The organism is Leptospira meyeri (assembly GCF_004368965.1).
GTDB classification, from domain to species: domain Bacteria; phylum Spirochaetota; class Leptospiria; order Leptospirales; family Leptospiraceae; genus Leptospira_A; species Leptospira_A meyeri.
On sequence record NZ_SORO01000001.1, the window covers coordinates 2,077,700 to 2,100,599 of the forward strand.

A 22,900-nucleotide genomic window follows, 5' to 3' on the forward strand; every position below is an offset into this window, starting at 1 on the left:
CTTGTAAAAATCGAAGTTACTTGTTAAACTTTTACTTAGCAAACCTTTACCATCTTATTTGCGGCAAAAAAGAAAATAATAATATTACGAGACCAAGAATTGCAGTTGGTATCCATCTGCGTTTTTGGTTTGGCATTGTCTTGTTTGTATCTGATTTTTTTAAACGGATCACAATTGCAGACACCATGAAAATTCCACAAGTCCATTGTAAATGAATTGGGAATAAAGAATTTGAAAAGAAAGCATTTCCTAACCAATATAACATGAGTGCAATTGAACATACATACGATGAATCAATTGCAGCAAACCAAAATCGAAAGGAGATGGTTGATAACAAATAAAGGATAATGAGACCAATCATATTGGGAAGGAATGCTACCAGTCCATAATAGGCAAATGGATTCATTCCTAAACCAGATAGGACAATTCCCAAAAAGAATGAAATGACTATCAAGATTGACTGCGATAGATTATGAACTAATATAGCTTTTGCAATAGGTCTAAAAAAAAGCATTCCGATTTCAATTCCAATTCAGAGTGAAACTAATCTTCTCTCTCCATCCTTGTCAAAATCAATTAACTTTCACAAGATCACGATTACAAAACATATAACCTAACAACCCCTACAAGATCACCATCACAAAAATCAACACTCCAAAAAGGACAATCGTCACAAAAGCACCCATTAACATAAATAAGTTGGCACCTGAACCCTTGGATTCTTGGGCCGGGGCATTTCCTGTTTTTTTCTTAACGCCTTGTGCCGAAGAACCTTTGTTTGTACCGCCTGTCATCCCTGCCGGCTTTGGAATGGCAACTTTTACAGGATGTTCTTCCACAGAATGAAGCAAATATTGGTTCGGTCCTTCCGCAAAAATATGATATTCTGTTTTGCTTCCTGCAATTCCTAAAAATTTTCCAACAACTGGATCTTTTGAAATTTTTCCTTCTTCATCAATTAAACCAAGGATTTGGGCATTCGTTAGGCCTTCTGGAGTTTCAGTCGGAACACGGAATAAAATTTCCATACCTTCAACTAAATTATCAAACTCCACACCGTTGATAGGAGATATCACCGTTTTCATATTCAATTCTTTTGGAAAAGATGTTCGGAATTGAGCAATTTGACGTTCGAGGGAAGATAGTTCACCTTTCGCTGGTTCGGTGGAGATACCAGGAATGGAAGCATCTTTAGCAGCTGCAGCTTCATCATCAGGTTTTGGAATAGGTAAAATTACGCCTTTCATTGGGTTTTCATATCGAAACTTTGCGGTAGATAGTTTGTCCACTTCCGCTTGGAGTTTTATATTTCTACCTTTGGTTGCCATGAGAATTGGATTTTCCAAAAGTTCCGTAATATGAGAAGGATCTTTTTTTTGCCAAAGCGGAAGAAGTTCTTCTAACTTCTCTTTGGTGAAGGCCCTGTGTACTGCACGACCAATATTTTCGGAAATCGCAGGATCATACCCACCAGATTTTCCAATGTCACCTAAATCAGTCGATATTTGTACATGGTCAGCAAATGTTCGAATTCTTCGAAAAGTTGGAGAAGTTCCCACAACCGCATACAGTTCCATGATGTGTTTTCGAATGGATGATACTAGAATGAGAACCATTCCGTTTAAACTGTCCAGGTCGATTTTTACTTTTACGAGATAACCATCTGTAATTTTACCTTGTAAAACTTCTTTGGCTTGTTCATCCGTAAACACGGCTTCTCTAGTCAGGCCCATTAGGTCTGCTTGTCGTTTGAGTTGGTCTGCTTTTGAGTTTAATTCGGACATTATTCTACAAACAATTGTTCATGTGTATCGGTAGATTTTGGCAATCCACTTAAATGTACTTCCACACGAGCTACTGTTTCCTTTTTCCTTTCTGATGAATATATAGAGAGCAATCGACGATCAAAGCCTGATTGAGACAAAAGTATTTCTACCATCGTGATTCCCATTCCCGCTCCTTCCGTACTATCACCGTGTTCCATAAAGAACTCGAATAGATTATCATACTTTTTCGCATTAATAAACTTTTCTTTTACGCGTTCAGCCTCAATGGGCAATAATGGGAAATTATTTCTAATTTCGAGATCGATTTTATCCTTTCTGTAGATACAAGTGATTTTTACAAAGAGTCCGGATTCCCTCATTTTCTTTTTATAAGTGGGGAACTTTCTTTCATTCAGACTAGATTTAAAAAGTTTCATTCCTTCTTCATAATCTTGTAAGTTCTGAATGTTGAGTTTGAGTTCTTCAAATATGATTCTTTTAATTGCTGCTTTGGTTGAATTGACAATGAGTTCCTTCGCAGCAGTGTAAAAGAGTTCCATCAAGTCTTCACGACCTAGAGAACCCAAAATACGAAACAAAATGTACTTCAGTTTGGTCTCACCGATATCCCCCATCACATAAGTAATCATGGAGATTTTTTTTCCAAGCTCCACTGCACGATCCACAGAGGTGCAAAACTGGGAAGTTAGTTGGATCTCTTGGGACATACCGGTAAACTGAAAAAATTTGCCAACATGTAGGGGATTTGTCTAGCGAATTATCATTTCTTCAGTTGTTTAGCTAGGATTTCCATCACTCCATTCAGGTTCGGTTGACAAGGTTGGATTCTATTTTTTAGTCTTTCATCAATATTAGGGATTTTCCCTTCATGAAAAGCAAGTTTGAATTCAGTGAACTTGAGTCCATTCGCTGTGGAGATCACGACCACTGACTCACCTTTCCCAACAACACCTGATTCAACGGATTTCAAAAGTGCCGCCAGTGCCACACCTGTATGTGGATCATTGTATAATCCATATAGATCACCGCGCGCAGCTGCATTTGCCAACTCTTCTTCCGTGGCAACTTCCACAACTCCATTGAATTTTTTTAAAACACGAATGGCCTTTTTTACAGAAACTGGGTCTCCGATTTGGATAGCAGAGGCTAATGTTTTTTCTGCCGTCACAGGAGAGAAGTCCGCAAAACCTTTCTTAAACGATTCATAAAGCGGACTCGCATTTTTTGCCTGGGCCAAAATAATTCTCGGTAATTTATTGATGAGTCCAAGTTCCAACATCATCTCAAATCCCATTCCAAGAGCAGAAACATTTCCTAAATTCCCACCAGGAATCACAATCCAATCCGGAACTTTCCAACCTAACTGTTGGGTAATCTCAATCGAAATGGTTTTTTGACCTTCGATTCGCAATGAATTCATTGAGTTTGCAAGATAAATCGATTTTTCTTTGGTGAGTTCTTTCACCACCGCCATACAACCATCAAAGTCCGTTTCCAGTGCCAACACAAGAGCCCCATTGGATACGGGCTGAATCAGTTGGGCCGTTGATACTTTGTTAGCTGGTAGTAGAATAATAGATGGTATTCCTGCTTTGGCCGCATAAGAAGCAAGAGCTGCAGAGGTATCACCAGTCGAAGCACAGGCAACGGCTTGGATGGGCACTCCGTCCGCAATCATTTGATTGACCTGGCTCACAAGAACCGTCATTCCTAAATCTTTAAAAGAGCCTGTATGCGAAACTCCGCATTGTTTGACATGGAGGCTTGAAAGCCCCAAATCTTTGGCAAATCGAGAAGCGTCGTACAAATGGGTGGTTCCTTCCCCCGATGTGATGATATTTTCATCCTGAATTCCAGGGAGAACCCATTCCTTTTTCCCCCAAACCCCGGAGGCATTCGGGAATTGGCTTGAACGGAACCGCGATTCAAATTCCGATTTCCATTCTTGTGCGGAAACTTGTTTGAGACTGTCTATATCGTGTTCGACATTTAAAAGTTCCCCGCAAGCTTCGCAGGAATAAATCACTTGGTGGAGAGGATAGGTTTTGCGACAAGATTCGTTGGTACATCGAAACTGTGCTCGGAATTGATATTTTGTAAGTGACATAGACTTCTCTAGGCTTCAGATTTACGGAAAGTTCCTTTTCCATTCTGGAGAAAGGGGAAAAATGCACGAATGATTTTTATCGTTTTTTGATGGATATGGAAACAGAAACACATTCTCCTCGCTGGTGGGTCAAATTCAAACGTTACGCCCGTCGTAGCATTTTCCTCTTTTTCTTTCTCTGTTTCCTCTTATTTGTGCGCATCTTTTTATTCCAAATTTATTCCATCCAAGGAAATTCCATGTATCCAACCTTAGAACATGGGTCGGTGGTTTTTGTTTGGAAAGGTGGATTTGCCATCTCTGCCAAATTTTTTGGAACACCACTCCTTTATACAGATCCAAAAATTGATAAGTTGGATTTGGTTTTATTTGTGAGCCAAGAAGATGAACTAGTCGTCAAACGAGTGATAGGTTTACCTGGAGAATTTTATTCTATAGAAGCCGGACGGGTGCTGATCGACTCAACAGAGTTATTGGAAAATTACCTTCCCCAAGGAACCTACACAAGCGAGCCAAGTACATCCATATTTCTCAATCGCCACAACTCACCTTTTCTTGCTATGGAAAAACAAGGAAGAATTCCTCCTGGTTATTATCTTCTTCTAGGCGACAACAGACAATATTCAACAGACTCCCGTTCGTTTGGACTTGTCCCTGTTGAAAAAATCAAAGGCAAAGTAATTTTTTATTTCTAACGATGACAGAATACAAACAACGTTTTAAGTATATTTTTCTTTTTATCCTCTCCCTTTTTGTAATTTTACTTTTCCGAGTAATTTATCTTTCTTATTTTAACGACAATATCATCAATTTAAAGTCTAGTAAGTATGTCCAACGGGGAACGATCTACGACAGACGAGGGATTGAGTTAGCAATTTCACGTGAATCGGCTACAGTTGGAATTGATCCAACTAACATTTATGATCCCGAGCTCACTGCACAAGAGTTAGGCCCTATTCTAGGAATCACTCCGAACAAACTCATAGAAACTATCAGGGAAAAACAAAATTATTTTTTATTAAAAAGAGAAATTGAACTTACTAAAGCTGAAAAAATCAAAGCTCTGTCGCTTCCCGGTGTTCGAGTCGAAAAAGAATACAAACGAATTTATCCACAGGGAAGTTTGGCAGCTAGTTTACTTGGATTTACAGGTTATGATGACGACAAAGCACTGTCAGGTCTTGAGATGTTATTCAATTTGGAATTATTATCTACCCCCGATGCAGAATCGAGTAAAGGAAATAATGTCCATCTAACAATTGATAGTATCATTCAATACCGATTGGAAAAATCATTACAAAAGGCATTTATCCAAACAGCATCCAAACGGGGAATTGGTATGATTATGGATACGGAAACGGGAAAAATTTTAGCAATGGCTTCCTATCCTAACTTTGATCCCAACCATTTTCAGGATTTTCCTTTGGAATCTCACACCAATTGGTCCATCCGTCATGTTTATGAACCGGGATCAACAATGAAAATTTTCATAGCTCTTATGTTACTCAATGAAGGAAAAATCCTGCCAGGAGAAAGGTTTCATTGTCCAGGTTATATTGAAATTGGAAAAACCACCATTCGTTGTACTGACAATCATGGTCATGTCAATTTAGATGAAATTTTACAATACTCTTGTAACGTAGGAATCATCAAAGCTGCCCAAAAAATTGATGAAGCAACTTATTATAGTTATATGGAAAAATTTAAGTTTGGAAAACGAACTAATTTTTCTATTCATGAAGCAAAAGGATATTTACCTCCTTTGAATAAATGGAACAAAAGTACACCCTACTTTTTATCTATAGGTCAGGGACTTTCCGTCACACCCATCCAACTCATCACTGCCGCAGCAGCTGTTGTGAATGGGGGGATTTTATATGAACCATCTGTTGTGTCTCAAATCACCAATTCTTATGGAGAACTTGTACATGAATTTTCGATTAAAAATGAATTACTTGGAATCAAAGAAGGGGCTGCTAAAAAAACTTTAAATGCAATGGGGAAAGCCGTTTCACAAGGAACAGGGAAAAAAGCATATTTGGAAAACTACTTTATCGCAGGAAAAACAGGGACCTCACAAAAAGCAAAAGCAGGTGCCGGTTACCAAGCTGGTCTCTTTACTGCAAGTTTCTTAGGTTTTTTTCCTGCAGAGAAACCTAAGTATGTAGGTCTCATTGTTTTTGATGAACCTGGTGGAGAAACCCATACAGGTGGTGGAATCGCAGCACCTGTCTTTCGTGAGGTGGTAGAAAGTATCATTCCCATTGTTGAAAAAAGTGAGAAAGCACTTGTGTATCGATTAAAAGGAGAAAAAAATAAAATCTTCAAACTCGATACCAAAGTAATGCCTGATCTTACCGGATTTACAGCTTCCGAAACTATTCAAATTTTAAAACAACTACAACAAGAATATAAAATTGAAGGTTCTGGATTTGTGAAATCCCAAGAACCAAAAGCGGGATCTTCTCTTCCAACTAGTTCTTCTATCAAAATAGTTTTGGAACCTTAAGTGAACGAAACTTATCTGGAGAAAAATCTTGCCGCCCTACCGTCCTGGTTAGCGGAAAAAATTCAAAATTCAGATCAAATTTCTGAGGTGAGGAATTCTTCAAATTCCGAAACGAATTTCTCTTACCAACTAACAAAGTCTAAAACGGGAGATCTTACGTTAGAATTAGAGGGAGTTTGGATCCATAGTAGGTTTGATCCCAAAAAAGAAGCCGAACGATTTGCCACCGAACTTCCTCATGATGGAAGTGAACGTATTTATCTTTTGTTTGGTGCAGGCCTTGGTTATATCCTTCCTTATCTCTTAGAAAGAGAAAAAGTAAACATCATTTGGATGGAACCACATGTATTTTTCATTAAGGAAGCATTTCAAATATTTGATTTTTCAAAATCATTGTTAGAAGGTAAGTTGATCCTTATCACAGGCGAAGGATTGGAAGACCAACTCTCAGATGCAGTTAAAGGCAAAGGAACCCATCCCATTAGTTTTGTTCCTCACAGGGGATCTTGGCAATGGAGAGAATCGGATTATTTAAAACTTCGTCATACAGCCGAACAAATGTTTCACAAAAAAGATGTGAACCTTGCGACTCTCACCAGGTTTGAAAAAATTTGGGCCAAAAATATTTGTTATAATTTACCTGAATTGTCTAAGTTCCGTCCGATCTCAGATCTATTTGGCATTGCCGAAGGAATTTCTATTGTTGTATGCGGGGCCGGACCAAGTCTTTCCGAATCCATACCCGATTTAACAAAGTATAGAAACCAATTTCTTCTCCTCGCAGTAGATACGGCCTTACCCATCCTCACGTCTTTTGGGGTAGAACCCGATTTGATTTTTTCTGTCGACCCGCAGGCCTTAAATAGCCAATACCTTGAAGATTATTCTGGAAACGGAATTCTCATTTTTGATCCCACATCCACTTATTTAAGTTTACGATTAGACAATGGACCAAACAAAGGTTATGTGACATCTTCCCCTTTTCCTTTGATCGGATTACTGGAAAGAACTGGCTCCGGCGAAATTGGATCTGTCCCTTTTGGTGGTTCCGTTTCCACCAACGCAGCAAGCCTTGCGACTCTTATGGGTGCAGGTTCTGTTTTCTTAGTAGGCCAAGATTTGAGTTTTACTAAGGGACTCGCCCACTCCAAAGGGGCAGTCCTCGAAGAACGATTGAACTATTTAGAATCAAGAAAGTTTCGCCGGGAAAAACATAACTACAAACAACTGTTTGCCTTACCTCAAAAAAAAGTCACAGGGAATTTGGAAGAAACCTATATCACCAATGAAAAGATGTTAATCTTTAAAAAATGGTTCGAAGACCATGCCAAGGACAATCCTTGGACCAATCTCACTAAGTTTGGTGCCAAACTAGAAGGAATTCCCCATTCTGAATTTTCCAAAGAGTTTAAGAGTGATGAAAACGAAGTAAAATCCCAAACCAATTTAGTACAATCTGTACGAAATCGAATTAACTCTCAGCTAAAAATAGAAATCCCTTTTTTTGATCCAAAACAGTTAGTTTCAGAAATTAAGTCCACAACAGAGGCATTGTCGGAATTTGTCACGATTGTTAAAAAAGGACTTACGGTTTCACAAAGAATTTACAACCAAATCAAACTAAATCAAATCAATCCTAAAACTTTTTCAGAAGACATCAAACAAATGGATTTAATTGATGAACAGGTTTCTGGAAAAAAAGGTTTGAATGAAATTTTAAGTTTGGGAATCCAAAGAGTTATTTTAACCATTACAGAAGGTTATGATGACAACCTAACTTTAGAAGAAAAAGAAAATCCCAGGCTTGCCGTGGCAAAAAAGTCCTTATTGTTGTATGAAGGATTATATTCATCCGTTCAGTCTACCAAACGGATGCTCACAAAATCACTCTATCGAATGTTGTAATTAATTCGGTTATTCTGTGACCGATAAAACAGTAAAATCAACTCTTCTATTTTTGATTCGACCAGCTTCTGTAGAATTAGATTCAATTTCAGCTGTTTCACCAAATCCACGATAGTCGAGCTGCGTTGAACTGACGCCATTTTTCACTAGTTCATCAAAAATAAATTTTGCTCGTTCGTCTGATAGAATTTTGTTTTCATCCATCTCACCAATAAAACAAGTATGTCCTTTTACTCGGACACGGATCCCAGGGTATGCCTTTAATGCTTCCGCTAAGGTTGCGATTTTATCACTGGCACCATCTTCTGTTTGCATACTTTGTTTGATGAAACGAATTTGTAAATCATTGATATAACGAATGGCAGAGGCCCTGGATTCAAATCTGCTAGACACCTTTCCTTGGGATAACTCCACTCGCTCTAAAGAGCGAGTTCCCACATCAGAAGAACCATTCAAATTTTGACCCGTCGTTTGTGAAGGTTTTGTACCTCGATTGCAACTACGGATTCCAAAGATAACCAAAACAATTAAAAATACGATAACCAGTCCAAGTAAAACGAGTCTTCCGATACGATTTTGTCTTGGTGTGATTTGAAATTTATTCAGCGCAACTAACTCATTGTATTCTGGTGTTGGCGCTATTTCCTCTCGAGATGATTCACCAAATTCATAACTTTCTACATAAGGAGTGAATCCTTCATCGGATGACTTAGCCGAACGAACTGAACTTCGTTTTGTTGCAGATTCTTTTTTTGCAGATGATTTAGCCGATGATTTTTTCTTTGCTGCAGGAACCGAGATTTTAGCAGCCCATTTACGAATTTCGGAACGAAGGTATTCATCTGCTTCAGGATTAAATTTAAAATTATCTCGTATGTATTTTACAGTTCGTTTTTCAACATCTGTATAATCGCCACCATCTTTGATGGCATCAAATAAAGTTTTCGCAATGTTTTTACCAATAGGAGCTTTGCTACGTTTGGTGGCTTTCTCAACGATTTCTAACAATTCATTATCATAATGTTTACCACTGATGGTACGGTAATAACTATCTGCCACGTGAAAGCTCCTTAGTAATCATATCGACAGGGTTGGCCAATCTATCCATTCTTTTCTGGAGTTTAGGTGTTGAATCCGTCGAGAAATTGGTTATTTTTGATCTTATATTGCAAAGAACCACGACTAATTCCCAAAAGTTTGGCTGCCTCTTCCTGAGTGGAGACACGTTGGAAGGCTTCTTTGATCCAAATTGCCTCCAATCTTTCGATGGCAATGTTCAAAGATAAATTTTCCGAAGGAGATAAAATTTCTGTTCCCAAAGCAAAACTCTGAACCTTCGCCGGAACCTCTGTTTCTCGTTTCCCATCCTGCATAAATGAGTGAGGTTCCAAAACCGATTCCGGTGGGACAAGAACCGCATATTGAATCACACTTTGTAATTGCCTTACATTCCCACTCCAAGGCATTCCTGTGAGTGACTTTAACGCTTCAGTGGAGAAAGTTTTATTTCTTCCATATTGTTTGTTGTATTGGTATAAAAAATGGTGAGCCAGAAGTGGGACATCCCCTCTTCTTTCTCGTAATGGAGGCATTCGTAAAGGAACTTCCGCTAGGCGGTAATACAAATCCATAGAAAAAGTTTCTTTCTGGATATCTTCCAACAAATCTCTTTTGCTACCTGTAAAAATTCTGATATTTAAAACTTCGTCCTTTTTTTTTGTCGAAGGATTTGAGATCGTTTTATCCCTTAAGGTATGAAAGAGTTTTGTTTGCAGATTGGTTGGCAAATCCCCAATGGATTCAATGTAAAGTGAACCACCGTTAGCCTGTTCTAATTTTCCCGGATTGAAAATTTTTCCACTTTGAGAACCAAATAACTCTGCTTCTAATAATTCATAACTTAAACCTGAACAATCTACAGTGAGAAATGGACCATTTTTTCTTTGAGAAATATAATGCAAAGCCTTAGCGACTAGTTTTTTACCGGCACCTTCTTCTCCAATGATCATCACCGAAGTATCGGAGGGACCCACCTGACGAATCCTATGTTTTAAAAACAAAATACTCGGATCATACCCTAAAATTTCTTCAACAGGATCTTCTTCTCTTTTGGATTTTTCAAAGGCTTCTTTCGCAATTCGTTCTTCAAGAATCACAATTGTTAACTGAGATGCAAATAACGTGGCTTGGTTGATGATATCTGGTGAGAAAAAATTTACCTTATCGGATTCTAAGTTTAAAACCCCAACTGTTGAATCTCTAGTCAACAGAGGGATGGCAAGTTCCGAACGAACGGTTTCAATGAGTTTTACATAATCTTTATCTAAAGTCACATCAGGGACATAGATGATTTCTCTAGTGGATGCAGCACGACCGGTGACTCCCAAATTGAAAGGAAGTTTGGCAGCAATTTTTTTCTCCCAATCCATTCCTTTTGCCGCAACAATGGTGAGGACTTTTTCTTCTTGGTCCATAATAGAAATACTACCGGTAGAGGCTCCAAACAAAGTTAGAGTCATGTCCAAAATGAAATTCAAACGATCCGTAATATTCGGAAGTTGTTGAATTTCTTTTTGGATTTTCCTTAATGTACCGGAAATATCCTGTTTTACAGACATTTGGTTATACTTTTGCGTTTGCCTTTTGGTTTGTCAGGTATTTTAAGTAAGCAATAATAAAATCTTCCAAGTCACCATCCATCACCGCATGAACGTTTCCTGTTTCAAAATCGGTTCTATGGTCTTTTACCAAATTATAAGGATGAAACACATAACTTCGAATTTGTGATCCCCAAGAGATATCACGTTTTTCACCCGCTTTTTTTGCGTTTTCTTCTTCGGCTTTTTGTTTTTCCATTTCATACAAACGAGCACGTAACATTTTCATTGCGGTGTCACGGTTTTTGATTTGGGATCTTTCCATCTGACAAGAAACAACAACACCTGTAGGAATGTGTGTGATTCGCACGGCAGAGTCTGTTGTGTTGACGTGCTGTCCCCCAGCACCAGAGGAACGATAAACATCCACACGAAGGTCCTTTTCTTCGATGTTCACTTGGATGTCATCATCTACTTCCGGTGTTACATACACAGAGGCAAAAGAAGTATGTCTTCTTTTGTTGGAATCAAAAGGTGAGATCCGAACCAATCGATGTACTCCCGATTCACATTTTAAATATCCAAATGGATGATCCCCTTGGATGTAAAGTGTGGCGTTTTTGATTCCAGCAGTTTCACCCGGTTGGTAATCGACAAGTTCTGCTCGGTATCCTTTTTGTTCACAAAACCTTGTGTACATTCGCAGTAACATATCAGCCCAGTCTTGAGATTCTGTTCCACCAGCACCTGGATGGATATTGATAAAGGCAGCCTTACCATCATCTTTACCAGCAAGGGCATCTAACATTTGCAAGTTTTCAAATGTCTCAAACATACGATCAAAATCATCGTTTAAAGATTTTAAACCAGACTCACCCATTTCTTCCGAAGTGAGTTCAATCAAATCAGGAAAATCAATCAGTTCCTTTTTTAAATCCAACCAAGGATCTAACTTTAGCTGTAACTCATTTCTTTTTTGAGTGACTGTTTTTGCTTGGTCAGGTGAGTCCCATAATTTGGGATCGTTTGCTTTTTCAATGAGTGAGGATAAACGGTCGTAGTCTTCCTGGAAATTTTGAGCCGTCCAATAGGATTGAAAGGTTTCAATCATTTCTGATGTTTGTTTTTTTAAGTCTTTTAGTGATCTATCCATAATGCGTAAATCCGAAGTGGAAGTTTTAAAACAAAGAATCTTTGCGAAGTCGTTCCACTTCCCACTGGAAGGTCGTTTCCCTCAGTTGTGGAGTGTTACCTTCTACAGTTCCGACTAGAGAATAACTTGATTCTTTTCCGTATGTATCAGGCAAACGTTTGAGAATGAATTTACCTGATTTAATGAGTTCAATGACATGAAGTAAAAAAGGATCTTTTTCTTTTCTGCTCATCTCTTCCATAGAATAATAAAAAGTAGAAAGACCTTTATAAAACCAATCGATGTATTCGTTTTTACCTCTAGGCCAAATTTGTTCCAAACGAATTTCTGATTCTTGGACAAGCGACTTACCAAGAAATGGTTTTTGTAAAACACGGCACTGGGAATAAATTTCAAAATTTAAATCCCGATCTCCACCCTTTTCAAAATCCACACCGATCCAACGGATCCAAGATTTTTTTTCTTTAATCGATAAAGAAGGAATGAGTGCAAACAAATACCCTTGGTCTTTAAAGATTCGTTCATGAGCCAAATGTTCTAAAATTTCCATCGGGATCATATAATGGCCTTTTGCCCATTCAATCACATAAGGAATGGATTCCAATTGAAGGTATTCCGGTGGTGTTTCCGAACGAATGATATCGCCAAATTGAGTGAGGATAAAAATAAAAGATAACAACTCCTGACGACTAAGCCCCGAAAGAACACTCACAGACCCACTTAAGTTTTGAAGAGCACGACGAATCATCAAATGTTGTTGGAGTTGGGTTTGGTTTTCAGACAAAATGATCCCCAGATGTTTTTCAAAATTGCGAAGATTGGCACGTTCACAATTTTTAAAATTTCCAGAGATACTAAATGGCATTAGAGAGCACGCCTTCCTATATCTTTTCTATAAAAAGTATCCGGAGCTTTGATTTTTCCGATGAACGCATAACAATCATTAATTGCATATTTTAAGGAACTTCCACAAGAAGTAATTCCGAGAATTCTCCCGCCGTTTGCTAAAATTTCGCCGTCTTGGTTTTTAGTTCCAGCATGGTAAACGACCACATTCCCTTCGTTTGATGGAATCTCCAATGGCATTCCTTTTTGTGGTGAGTCGGGATACCCTTTGGCCGCAAGTACCACAATTGCAGAAAAACCCTCTTTTAGTTTTAGATTTCTTTCCGGAAGATTTCCCACAGCAGATGCATAAAAAATCGGCAAAATATCCTCATCTAACAAACGCAATACACACTGCGTCTCTGGATCTCCAAATCGACAGTTAAATTCCACCACATTCGGATTCCCTTCTTTGGTAATCATCAGCCCAACATAAAGAAGCCCTTTGTAAGGATGGCCCGCAGCTTTAAATTCATGTAACATTGGTTCAATGACGAGTTCCTTTACCTTGGAAAGAACCGAGTCTGTTACAATCGGAGCCGGCGCATAAGCTCCCATTCCACCGGTATTTGGGCCAATATCTCCATCATAGGCACGTTTGTGGTCCTGAGCCGCAGGAAGGCACATATACCTTTCTCCATCTGTAATCACAAAAAGGGACGCTTCTTCCCCCTCTAAAAAGGATTCCAAAACTACTTTATTTCCACTTTCACCAAACTTTGATTCTAAGAAGATTTCATCTAATGCCTGTTTAACTTCTTTCATTTCAAAGGCAACCGTGACACCTTTTCCCGCAGCAAGGCCATCAGCTTTGACCACTAAAGGTAAAATTTCTTTTTGTGCATAACTCCAGGCAGACTCATGGTCTGTAAACACAGCAAAGGAAGCCGTTGGAACTTTGGCTCGTTTCATCATTTCTTTTGCAAAATGTTTGCTTCCTTCTACTTGCGCACAATAAGCAGAAGGTCCAAAACAAGGGATCCCAATCTCTGCACACCAATCCGAAAGTCCATTCACAAGTGGATCTTCTGGGCCAACTACAACGAGGTTTGTTCCCGAAGATTTTAAATAATCAAAAAACTTAGATTTATCAGTGATGGATATCTCTTTTGAATCTAGTAATATATCTTTCGAAAAACCACCGTTACCTGGAAATACCCGAAGTGATTCCAATGATTTCGATTTAGAGATAGCATCCGCTAACGCATGCTCTCTTCCGCCACTTCCAATGAGTAAAACTTTAAACTTATGTTCCAATTTTTTCTAAAGCCCTTACCGTACTATCTAGTTTCTCTTTCCAAGTATTATACTTTTCTCTTTCTTTTTCTACGACATCTGGTTTTGCTTTTTCTAAGAAAGATGGATTGTTGATTTTATTTTCCAACTTTTCCATTTCCAATTGGATTTGTTTTTTCTCTTTTTCCAATCGTTGTTTTTCTTTTTCAAAATCAAAAATACCTTCCAAAGGAAGAAAAATTTCTCCAATAGAAAATGCACCCACTGAATCCGTATTTTTGGCTTCATAAGAATCTAGAAATTCCAAACTTTCAGCTTTGGAAAGTTGAAGGATGGATTTGATTTCTCTTTCCATCATCTCTTTTAATTCTTTATGATTGCACTTGATGATGACCTTACATTTTTTCTCAGGTTTGACTCCGAGTTCTGCTCTCATATTTCGAATCTTTGTGATGATTTCTCGCACAAGTTCCATTCTAACCACAGCCGGTGCCGAATCAGAAACTCCATAAGGTTTTGGAAATTCTGTTTTCGCAAGTTCCGTAGGTTCTAGTAAAGAATGAATTTCTTCCGTGATGAATGGCATAAACGGATGAAGAAGTCCAAGTGATTTTTTCAAAACACTCACAAGCACAAGGCGAGCTTTCTCTTGTGATTCCGGTGTTACATTGCCATATACACGTGCTTTGGTTAATTCCAAATACCAATCACAAAAAGATCCCCAAACAAAATCATAAACAGCATTTGCCATTTCGAAAAATAGATAACCAGAATAGGCTTTCTCATACTTGCTAAGCATCCGGTCAAACTCATTCAAAATCCAAAGGTCAGTATCTTCTAAAGAATTGATTTCTGGTTCTTTGGCTGTGAACTCTTCCGGTAGGTTCATAAAAATAAACCGACTCGAATTCCAAATTTTATTACAGAAAGATCGATAGCCGTCTAACCTTGATTCATCGAAAAGAATATCTTTTCCTTCGGGTAACACTGCAGCGAGGAAAAATCGAAACGAGTCCGTTCCGTATTTATTCATCATATCCAAAGGATCTACGACATTCCCCAATGACTTACTAAACTTTTTACCGTCTTTATCACGAACGAGTCCATGGATGAGAACCTTTTGGAAAGGAACGTCACCCATAAATTTAAGGCCGTTCATAATCATCCGAGCAACCCAGAAGAAAATGATATCAAACCCGGTAACTAACACTGAGGTAGGATAGTATTGTTCGAGTTCTTCCGAATTTTCTGGCCAACCGAAAACAGTAAATGGCCAAAGTCCTGAAGAGAACCAAGTATCCAATACGTCTTCATCTTGTTTAATGTTCTCTTTTGTTACACTCACACCTTTATCAGAAAACAAAGACACTGCTTCCTCGACGGATTCAGCAACCACCATCTCTCCGTTTGGTGCATAATAAGCTGGAATTCGATGACCCCACCAAAGTTGGCGAGAAATACACCAATCGCGAATATTTTCCATCCATTCAAAGTATGTTTTTTCCCACATCTTGGGTTGGAATTGAACCTTACCTGATTTCACAACTTCAATGGCAGGTTTAGCGAGGGATTCAATTTTCACAAACCACTGAGTCGATAACAACGGTTCAATTACCGCTCCACCCCTTTGGTTGTGTCCCACACTATGGATATGAGTTTCTATTTTTTCAATATAACCATTTGTTTCGAGTTCTTCCACAACTCGTTTGCGAGCTTCAAATCGGTCGAGTCCATTGTATTTACCGGTTTGTTCATTTAAAGTTCCATCCAAGTTCATAATATTGACGGGAGTGAGTTTTAGACGAAGTCCTGCTTCATAGTCATTGATATCATGTGCAGGAGTGATTTTCACAAGGCCGGAACCAAATTCTTTATCTACAAAGGAATCAAACAAAACTGGAATTTCTTTTCCAGCGATCGGTAAAAATACAAATTTATCTTTTAAATCTGTGTAACGTGCGTCATCTGGATGAGCACAAACTGCCACGTCACCAAACATCGTTTCGGGTCTTGTGGTTGCCACAACGATGTATTCTCCTTTGGACAGAGATTTTGGATCCTTCGATTTGAATTCTGCTTTCGGATATTTGATATGATAGAGTTTTCCTTGTTTTTCTTTATACTCTACTTCAATGTCAGAGATTGCAGTTTTGGTAACAGGACACCAGTTGATGATTCTTTCACCACGATAAATCAAACCTTCATCATATAAACTACGGAATACTTTGATTACCGCTTTGGAAAGTCCTTCATCAAAAGTGAAACGTTCTCGAGACCAATCTACCGATTCACCAAGTAACCGTTGTTGCTTGGCAATCATTCCACCGGAATGAGCTTTCCATTCCCAAACTTTTTTTATAAATTCTTCGCGAGTAAAATCAGTTCTAGACTTCCCTTCTTTTCCTAACTCACGTTCGACAACCACTTGTGTTGCGATTCCTGCGTGATCCATCCCTGGAACCCAAACTACATTTTTACCTTTTTTACGTTCGATACGAATGATAATGTCTTGGATGGTATGATTGAGCGCATGTCCAATATGTAAATTCCCTGTTACGTTTGGTGGAGGGATGACGATCGAAAATGTTTCTTTGCGAGAAGAGTCAGGTGCGAAGGTTTGTTTCTCTTCCCAAGTTTTTATCCATTTGGGCTCTACAGATTCGGGATCGTAACGGTCAGGTAGCTGTGATTTCATAGGGTCTTTGGATTTCTTGCACTTTACTATGTTTCGTAAAGAGTTTAGGGGTCAAGGATGAAACAGCAACCAAGGTTCGCATTGACAGAAAGGAGAGGCAAAAGAATCTGGTTGGCATGAACGCAAAAACAGCAAAAATTCTCGGTAAATATGCAACCTTCAAAGGTGTTTCAGAAAAACAATTGAAACGCGATTGGTTGTCTCTTTCCCATATCGATAAAGATAAAAAAAGACAAGAAATCCTAAAAGAAATCGCAAAGAAATAAGGCATGCGGAAGGTTTCTTCCGCTTTTTATATGGAACACAGATTCCGAATTCTTTTCTCTCTCCTATTTTTGGGATTCACACTTACCACATTCTCCTACTGCTCCAAACAAAGTGACATAATATTTTCTCAATACGAGGAAAGTTTGGGCATTGCCAAAGACTCAAACCGAAAACTTATCGTAGTTTTTGGTGCCGATTGGTGTCCCGACTGTAGAGCATTAGATGGGATTTTTGGGGAACCAGAGACCAAAGCCCTCCTCAAAGAAAATTTTATCCTCTTCAAAGTAGATGTAGGCCGCTTCGACAAAAACTTAAGTCTAAATGAAAAACTTGGAGATCCCATTCAAAACGGAATTCCCGCTTTGGTTGTCATTGAACCTACAGGAAAAATTCTCACTTCCACAAAGGGTGGAGAATTCTCTAACGCAAGTAAGATGACAAAAGAACAAGTTTTAGAATATTTATATCGCCTTTAGGAGAAGTTTGTTTTTAACAGACAATTCGATATTATGAACCAAGCCCAATTTCCAAGAGTCAACATTACGTTGAATTCCAAAACAATCTTCTTAAAATCCCTTCGGTACCTTTTATTATATCCCATTCTTTTTTTGACCCTTACTCTCTCAGCAGAAGAACAGGCCGTTCCGACTCTTGTTCTTGGGAATGTACTTCCAGAAATCAATTATACCAACCAATGGGAAGAGCCAAGTCCCATTCCAATGGAAACCACAAAGGTAATTTTTATTGCTGATATGGATGCGAGTAAAATTATCCATCCCATTTTGGAAAAAGAAGGAAAAGGATATTTGGAATCCAAACAAGCTGTGTTAGTTTCTGATATCCACAGAATGCCATCTCTCATTTCAAAATTTGTGGCCTTGCCAAAAATGAAATCTTATCCATATACTCTTCGTTTGGTGAGAGAAGAAAAAGTTGCGGACCCTTTTCCAAGAATCAAAGGATCTTTAACCCTGATTCAATTGAAAGCAGGAAAGATAACAAAGATCCAAATCTCCAATGGAGAAGCAGAGATTCGTTCTTTTTTGGAGACCCAAGAAAAACCTTCAAAATCTGATCGTTAAACATTGAATATATGTCAAAATATCTCTTTTTTTACTTAGAAACGTAAAATATTCTTGATAACGTCATTCTGTATTCTGAAAATCTCTCCCTAAGTCTATCTTTAGTTGCGAGAGAAATACTATGGCACTTCCTAAAGTTTGTGTGATCGGGGCCGGTTCCTCCGGAATCACAGTCATTAAATCATTAAAGGAAAATGGAATTCCTTTTGATTGTTACGAAAAAGGAAGTGATGTTGGCGGTAACTGGCGTTACAAAAACGACAACGGCCTCAGTAATATTTATAAGTCCCTTCATATCAATACCCACAGAGATCGTATGGAATACCGTGATTTTCCGATGCCTACAAATTATGCGGACTACCCAAATCATGAACCCATTCAAAATTATTTTTTATCTTACGTAGATCATTTCGGACTTCGCAAACACATTCAATTCAAGAATGGAGTGAAAAAAGCGGAACGAACCGAAGATGGAATTTGGAAAATTACTCCCGAAAGAGGCCCTGTTAAATACTATGATGCGTTAGTTGTAGCCAATGGCCATCACTGGAGTGAACGATGGCCGAATCCCGCCTTCCCTGGAAAGTTTTCAGGTCAAATCATTCATTCACACTCTTATGTGGACCCAAAAACACCCGTTAACTGTGAAGGTAAAAATGTCGTGGTTCTAGGTATGGGTAACAGTGCCATGGACATCTCTGTTGAACTTTCGAGACCAGGGGTTGCAAAAAAAGTTTTTTTATCGGCAAGACGTGGTGCTTATGTCATTCCCAACTATCTATTTGGAAAACCCTTAGATAAACTAACTGAATACACACCTCACTGGGTTCCGTTTTTTATCCAACAAACACTGGCTCACCTTCTCATTCGTTTTGGTGTAGGGAAGATGGAAGACTTTGGTTTGCCAAAACCAGATCATAAATTTGGTTCTGCCCACCCGACCATCTCTCAAGATTTACTGGTTCGATTGGGTCGAGGTGATATCAAACCAAAACCAGTGATCACAGAGCTCAAAGGAAAAAAAATAGCCTTTGCTGATGGAACAGAAGAAGATGCGGATGTTCTTATTTATTGTACAGGTTATAATATCAAGTTTCCTTTCTTTGATGAAGATTTTTTATCAGCACCCAATAATTACATTCCCCTTTTCTACAAAATGATCAAACCAGGAATGAATAACTTGTTTTTTGTGGGACTTATGCAACCGTTAGGTGCCATTATGCCACTCGCAGAATGCCAAGGAAAATGGATCGCACAATATCTGACAGGAAATTATGTATTACCTTCCAAAGAGGATATGGAAAAATTCATCGAACGTGACCAAAAAAAAATGAACAAAAGGTATGTGAGTAGCACGCGCCACACCATCCAAGTGGATTACGATTCTTTCCTATATGAGATGAAAGAAGAGATGGCAACCGGTAAAAAAAGATCCGCAAAACTCGGAAACCATTTGCCAATCGAAGCACGAGCGGAATTCCTTTCGGAAGGGCGTCATGATACTTCAAAATCTTCGAGATCTTCTAAAAAGAAATTGGTTCGCAGCAAATAATCAATTTTTTCCTTTTATTCTCGCAATCTGTCTTGCGCTCCTCGGGACAGGTTGTGTATCCAAAGGTTATTCTTACCAAGGAAATCCTCTCTTCGGATGGATGGAATCATCCGGTGAAGTTCGCACCACCGACCCTTTTCCCATTCTCAAACGATACCCCTCTTTCCAAGCTACCGACTTCGAATTCCCCGTAGGTGGAAAGTATGCAGAAGGTTACTATCTAGCTCAAAAGTTTGGGGCCGAAAATGGTAAGTTTGGCGGGAGAAAACATTTAGGCGAAGATTGGAATGCAATCACTGGTGGTGATAGTGATTACGCAGCTCCAGCCTATGCTTTCGGAAATGGAGTGGTCTCTGAAATTGCCGATTACGGCGGTGGTTGGGGAAAAGTGGTTCGGATTGTCCATTATCATAATGTGGGGAATGGTGATTTTTGGTTTTTAGAAACTGTTTATGCCCACCTTCATACCATTGATGTAGAGCCTGGACAATTAGTAAAAAAAACAGAATGGATTGGGACCATTGGAGATGCCGGTGGAAATTACCCAGCACATCTGCACTTCGAACTTCGATCAATAATCGGTGGACCGTTAGGTGGGGGTTATGCACTAAAAACGGAAGGTTTTTTGCCACCAACTAGGTGGCTCATGCAATATGGACCAAAAGAAAAATCTTTTTCTGAAGAAAGCTTTCAGTATTTGATCGAAAAGGGTGGGACCCTTTAATGCAATTTTTTAATATACGAAATCAGTAACTACTGATAAAACCCAACACTTCGTCTTCTTTTTCAGCATTTGTGTCATAAAAATTACAATGGATTTCATACAAAGGTTCGTTTCCCAATTTTTCGCATTTCAAAGTTTTTACAAGAAAGTCAACAGAACCTGTCATAGAAATCATTTTTAAAGACACTTTTAATATAGATGGTACTTCTATGTCATAAGGATGAAGAAACATGATTCCTCTAGCACTAATGTGTTTTTTAGAATCATAATCCTTTAGCTGCTCCAATTGAACTTCGAATGTGGCTGGAATTTCTGTATAATGATTTGGTTTCATGGTCTTGGTATATACTGCAACAAACATAGAATGATTGATACTCTCATTCAATTACTATTTTATTACGTACGTATAAATCTTTATGCAAAAATGATATTAAATCCTGCGAGAAGGACAATCAGTCCAATACCCCAGGCTAAAATTCTTGGATCCCAAAATGGATTTGTTTTGTCCCTATCCGAATAAATTAAACCATGAAGATCCTTTCCTGGATCTTCCTTTTCAATAAAACTTACGATGACCATTGTTAAAAAACAAACCAAACCTGAATAAATAGCTCCATAAAAATTAGAAACCATATCCGATTTGTAATTTATAATCCCTAGTGCATATAGTATAAAATGAACCAATCCACTTCCTGTTCCGAATAACATTCCATAAAAGGCGCTCCATCCAGACGCACGTTTCCAAAACATTCCTAACAAAAATATAGAAATGAGTGGCGCATTAAAAAAAGAGAATAACAGCTGTATGTAGTTCATAATATTCTCAAACTGCATCGCTATATAAGATGCAAAGATGGCAAATATCACGGCAAACATAGTGCAGAGTTTTCCAATTTTTAAATAATCCTTATCCTCTCTGTTTTGATTGATATACGTTTGGTAAATATCATAAGTAAAAATAGTATTCATTGCAGTGATGGAGCTAGACATACCTGCCATAAACGCTGCGAGTAGGGCTGTGGTTCCAAGGCCTAACATTCCTGCAGGATAAAAGTTTTTTAGTAATATTAAAAAACTTTTATTGTATTCTCCATTCATTTCTTTTGAAAATTCAGTTAAAGCAATTAACCCAGGGATGACTGTTAAAAATGGTAAAAACAATTTAAACACAGCACCGATGAGTGGGGTTCTTCTTGCGGCTCTATAATCTTTTGCAGCCATTGCTCTTTGCACTTCAGTAAACCCACAAGTCCAATATGAAAAAGATAATACAAAACCAAGTCCAACTGTTACACTTAACAAATCCCAACCTAGTTCATTTTGTCCATTGGTTAGACCCAACCACATATGTTTATGCGAATTAGGAATTTTTTGCATAAGCCCTTCCCAACCGCCTAACTTGATTAATCCGATAATCACAAGCGGGAACAAACCGAGAACCGTTAAAAAAAATTGCATCACCTCCGTATAAATCGAGGAACTAAGCCCACCAAAGTATGTATAAACTAAAACAATAAAGGCACTAAATAAAATGGATAGATGAGGGTTCCAACCAAACATTGTTTCAAAGACCAAGGACAAAGAATAAAGATAAATACCTGATCCGAGTGCTAACGATAATAATGTGATGGAGGCGTTCAGCAGGTGAGCAGGTCGATTAAATCTAAAACGCAAGTATTCAGGTACACTTCTGATTTTTGAAGAATAGTAAAAAGGCATCATAAAGATCCCAAGGAAAATCATTCCCGGGATGGCACCTAAATAGTAGAAATGGAAGGTCAAAAATCCATATTCAGCGCCACTCGCACTCATCCCGAGTAATTCAAGCGCAGAGATATTGGCGGAAATAAAGGCAATTCCAGTGATCCAGCTAGGAATCCGCCGACCCGCCAGAAGAAAATCACTTGATTGGTTCATGGATTTCTTAAGAAGAACCCCAATCACAATCATGAACCCAACAAAAACCAAAAGGATTAGATAGTCAATGGGGACGAGCGATACAAACATACGCTCGTAAGTGATGTGAAAATCAATCTTTGTAAAGAGGAAATCCCGAATGAGACAACGAAGAGATTATTTTCCTACAAAAATTTCCGAACTGGTCGACACTCTAGGTAACTCTTTGATCGAAAAAGACTTTTCGAATTATGTCACATTGATAGATTCGGAACCACCAGGAGGATCTATGTTCTATCTTCTTCTAGCCCTTCTCCATGAAGACTATTCATCTGGAAGGATCGACTTTTCTACCTATTTTGAAAATATTGTTCTTCTCGCTTTGGACCACGACCGCATCAAATCCAATCTCGAGCACAGTAAAGCCGCATAAATTGGAAACTGGTGAAATAGGAAAAGTAAACTAGCTTACTTTTTTCACCGAGTTTCCTTTGAAAGTCACTGA

At 38.5% G+C, this 22,900-nt stretch carries 21 protein-coding genes; 9 read left to right on the forward strand and 12 right to left on the reverse strand.

Going from position 1 to position 22,900, the window contains the following annotated elements:
• Positions 1 to 46: 46 nt before the first annotated feature.
• The 4 genes from CLV96_RS09690 to thrC form a co-directional block, all read right to left on the reverse strand.
• Positions 47 to 406 carry a hypothetical protein gene (locus CLV96_RS09690; protein WP_208325389.1) on the reverse strand — a complete coding sequence of 120 codons (360 nt, stop codon included), beginning with the start codon at positions 404 to 406 and terminating at the stop codon, positions 47 to 49.
• Between the two features lie 217 nt (positions 407 to 623).
• Entirely contained in the window at positions 624 to 1,784 is a 1,161-nt protein-coding gene (locus CLV96_RS09695) for an LIC10486 family protein (RefSeq protein WP_004786527.1), read from the reverse strand.
• Positions 1,784 to 2,494: a hypothetical protein gene (locus CLV96_RS09700; protein WP_004784857.1), complete on the reverse strand. Its 711-nt coding sequence runs from the start codon at positions 2,492 to 2,494 to the stop codon at positions 1,784 to 1,786. Before CLV96_RS09700 ends, CLV96_RS09695 begins: the two co-directional genes overlap by 1 nt.
• Positions 2,495 to 2,547: 53 nt before the next feature.
• The gene (gene thrC, locus CLV96_RS09705) at positions 2,548 to 3,894 is read right to left on the reverse strand and encodes a threonine synthase (RefSeq protein ID WP_004785792.1); all 1,347 of its coding nucleotides are present in this window, start codon (positions 3,892 to 3,894) and stop codon (positions 2,548 to 2,550) included.
• Positions 3,895 to 3,989: 95 nt separating this feature from the next.
• On the opposite strand from thrC, the gene lepB reads away from it, so the two are divergent.
• The 3 genes from lepB to CLV96_RS09720 are packed head-to-tail and all read left to right on the forward strand — an operon-like array spanning position 3,990 to position 8,308.
• Positions 3,990 to 4,589 (forward strand): signal peptidase I, encoded by a 600-nt coding sequence (lepB, locus tag CLV96_RS09710; protein WP_231292478.1) that lies wholly within the window; start codon positions 3,990 to 3,992, stop codon positions 4,587 to 4,589.
• A 2-nt stretch (positions 4,590 to 4,591) separates the two neighbouring features.
• Positions 4,592 to 6,403, forward strand: coding sequence for a penicillin-binding protein (locus CLV96_RS09715; protein WP_004785376.1), 1,812 nt, complete (start codon positions 4,592 to 4,594; stop codon positions 6,401 to 6,403).
• Entirely contained in the window at positions 6,404 to 8,308 is a 1,905-nt protein-coding gene (locus CLV96_RS09720) for a motility associated factor glycosyltransferase family protein (protein ID WP_004785267.1), read from the forward strand.
• A gap of 9 nt (positions 8,309 to 8,317) precedes the next feature.
• Here the strand turns inward: CLV96_RS09720 and CLV96_RS09725 are convergent, their stop codons facing one another.
• The 6 genes from CLV96_RS09725 to CLV96_RS09750 form a co-directional block, all read right to left on the reverse strand.
• Positions 8,318 to 9,367 (reverse strand): OmpA family protein, encoded by a 1,050-nt coding sequence (locus CLV96_RS09725; protein WP_004784526.1) that lies wholly within the window; start codon positions 9,365 to 9,367, stop codon positions 8,318 to 8,320.
• A 62-nt stretch (positions 9,368 to 9,429) separates the two neighbouring features.
• A complete protein-coding gene (locus CLV96_RS09730) occupies positions 9,430 to 10,926 on the reverse strand; it encodes a sigma 54-interacting transcriptional regulator (protein WP_004787237.1) in 1,497 nt (498 codons plus the stop codon).
• Between the two features lie 4 nt (positions 10,927 to 10,930).
• Complete coding sequence (gene prfB, locus CLV96_RS09735; protein ID WP_004786669.1) at positions 10,931 to 12,058, reverse strand: peptide chain release factor 2; 1,128 nt, start codon at positions 12,056 to 12,058, stop codon at positions 10,931 to 10,933.
• 25 nt (positions 12,059 to 12,083) lie between these two features.
• Positions 12,084 to 12,923, reverse strand: coding sequence for a hypothetical protein (locus tag CLV96_RS09740; RefSeq protein WP_004786548.1), 840 nt, complete (start codon positions 12,921 to 12,923; stop codon positions 12,084 to 12,086).
• Positions 12,923 to 14,200 carry a phosphoribosylamine--glycine ligase gene (gene purD / locus CLV96_RS09745; protein WP_004787331.1) on the reverse strand — a complete coding sequence of 426 codons (1,278 nt, stop codon included), beginning with the start codon at positions 14,198 to 14,200 and terminating at the stop codon, positions 12,923 to 12,925. The genes CLV96_RS09740 and purD overlap by 1 nt, the downstream gene beginning before the upstream one ends.
• A complete protein-coding gene (locus CLV96_RS09750; protein WP_004784315.1) occupies positions 14,190 to 16,874 on the reverse strand; it encodes a valine--tRNA ligase in 2,685 nt (894 codons plus the stop codon). The genes purD and CLV96_RS09750 overlap by 11 nt, the downstream gene beginning before the upstream one ends.
• Positions 16,875 to 16,990: 116 nt before the next feature.
• Here CLV96_RS09750 and CLV96_RS19815 point away from each other — a divergent pair, with 116 nt between their 5' ends.
• The 5 genes from CLV96_RS19815 to CLV96_RS09770 all read left to right on the forward strand — a co-directional run bounded on the left by CLV96_RS19815 (position 16,991) and on the right by CLV96_RS09770 (position 20,499).
• Positions 16,991 to 17,140 (forward strand): hypothetical protein, encoded by a 150-nt coding sequence (locus CLV96_RS19815; protein WP_002972862.1) that lies wholly within the window; start codon positions 16,991 to 16,993, stop codon positions 17,138 to 17,140.
• 3 nt (positions 17,141 to 17,143) lie between these two features.
• Positions 17,144 to 17,617 (forward strand): thioredoxin family protein, encoded by a 474-nt coding sequence (locus tag CLV96_RS09755; protein WP_004787089.1) that lies wholly within the window; start codon positions 17,144 to 17,146, stop codon positions 17,615 to 17,617.
• Between the two features lie 33 nt (positions 17,618 to 17,650).
• Complete coding sequence (locus CLV96_RS09760; protein WP_004786496.1) at positions 17,651 to 18,223, forward strand: hypothetical protein; 573 nt, start codon at positions 17,651 to 17,653, stop codon at positions 18,221 to 18,223.
• A gap of 121 nt (positions 18,224 to 18,344) precedes the next feature.
• Positions 18,345 to 19,775: a flavin-containing monooxygenase gene (locus CLV96_RS09765; RefSeq protein WP_004787580.1), complete on the forward strand. Its 1,431-nt coding sequence runs from the start codon at positions 18,345 to 18,347 to the stop codon at positions 19,773 to 19,775.
• The gene (locus tag CLV96_RS09770; protein ID WP_040917242.1) at positions 19,720 to 20,499 is read left to right on the forward strand and encodes a M23 family metallopeptidase; all 780 of its coding nucleotides are present in this window, start codon (positions 19,720 to 19,722) and stop codon (positions 20,497 to 20,499) included. Before CLV96_RS09765 ends, CLV96_RS09770 begins: the two co-directional genes overlap by 56 nt.
• Before the next feature lie 22 nt (positions 20,500 to 20,521).
• Here CLV96_RS09770 and CLV96_RS09775 read toward each other — a convergent pair whose 3' ends face one another.
• A complete protein-coding gene (locus CLV96_RS09775; protein WP_020776078.1) occupies positions 20,522 to 20,833 on the reverse strand; it encodes a hypothetical protein in 312 nt (103 codons plus the stop codon).
• Between the two features lie 80 nt (positions 20,834 to 20,913).
• Entirely contained in the window at positions 20,914 to 22,506 is a 1,593-nt protein-coding gene (locus tag CLV96_RS09780) for a sodium:solute symporter family protein (RefSeq protein ID WP_004785966.1), read from the reverse strand.
• A 49-nt stretch (positions 22,507 to 22,555) separates the two neighbouring features.
• Between CLV96_RS09780 and CLV96_RS09785 the strand changes: the two genes are divergently transcribed.
• Positions 22,556 to 22,828 (forward strand): hypothetical protein, encoded by a 273-nt coding sequence (locus CLV96_RS09785; RefSeq protein WP_004787136.1) that lies wholly within the window; start codon positions 22,556 to 22,558, stop codon positions 22,826 to 22,828.
• Positions 22,829 to 22,900: the final 72 nt, after the last annotated feature.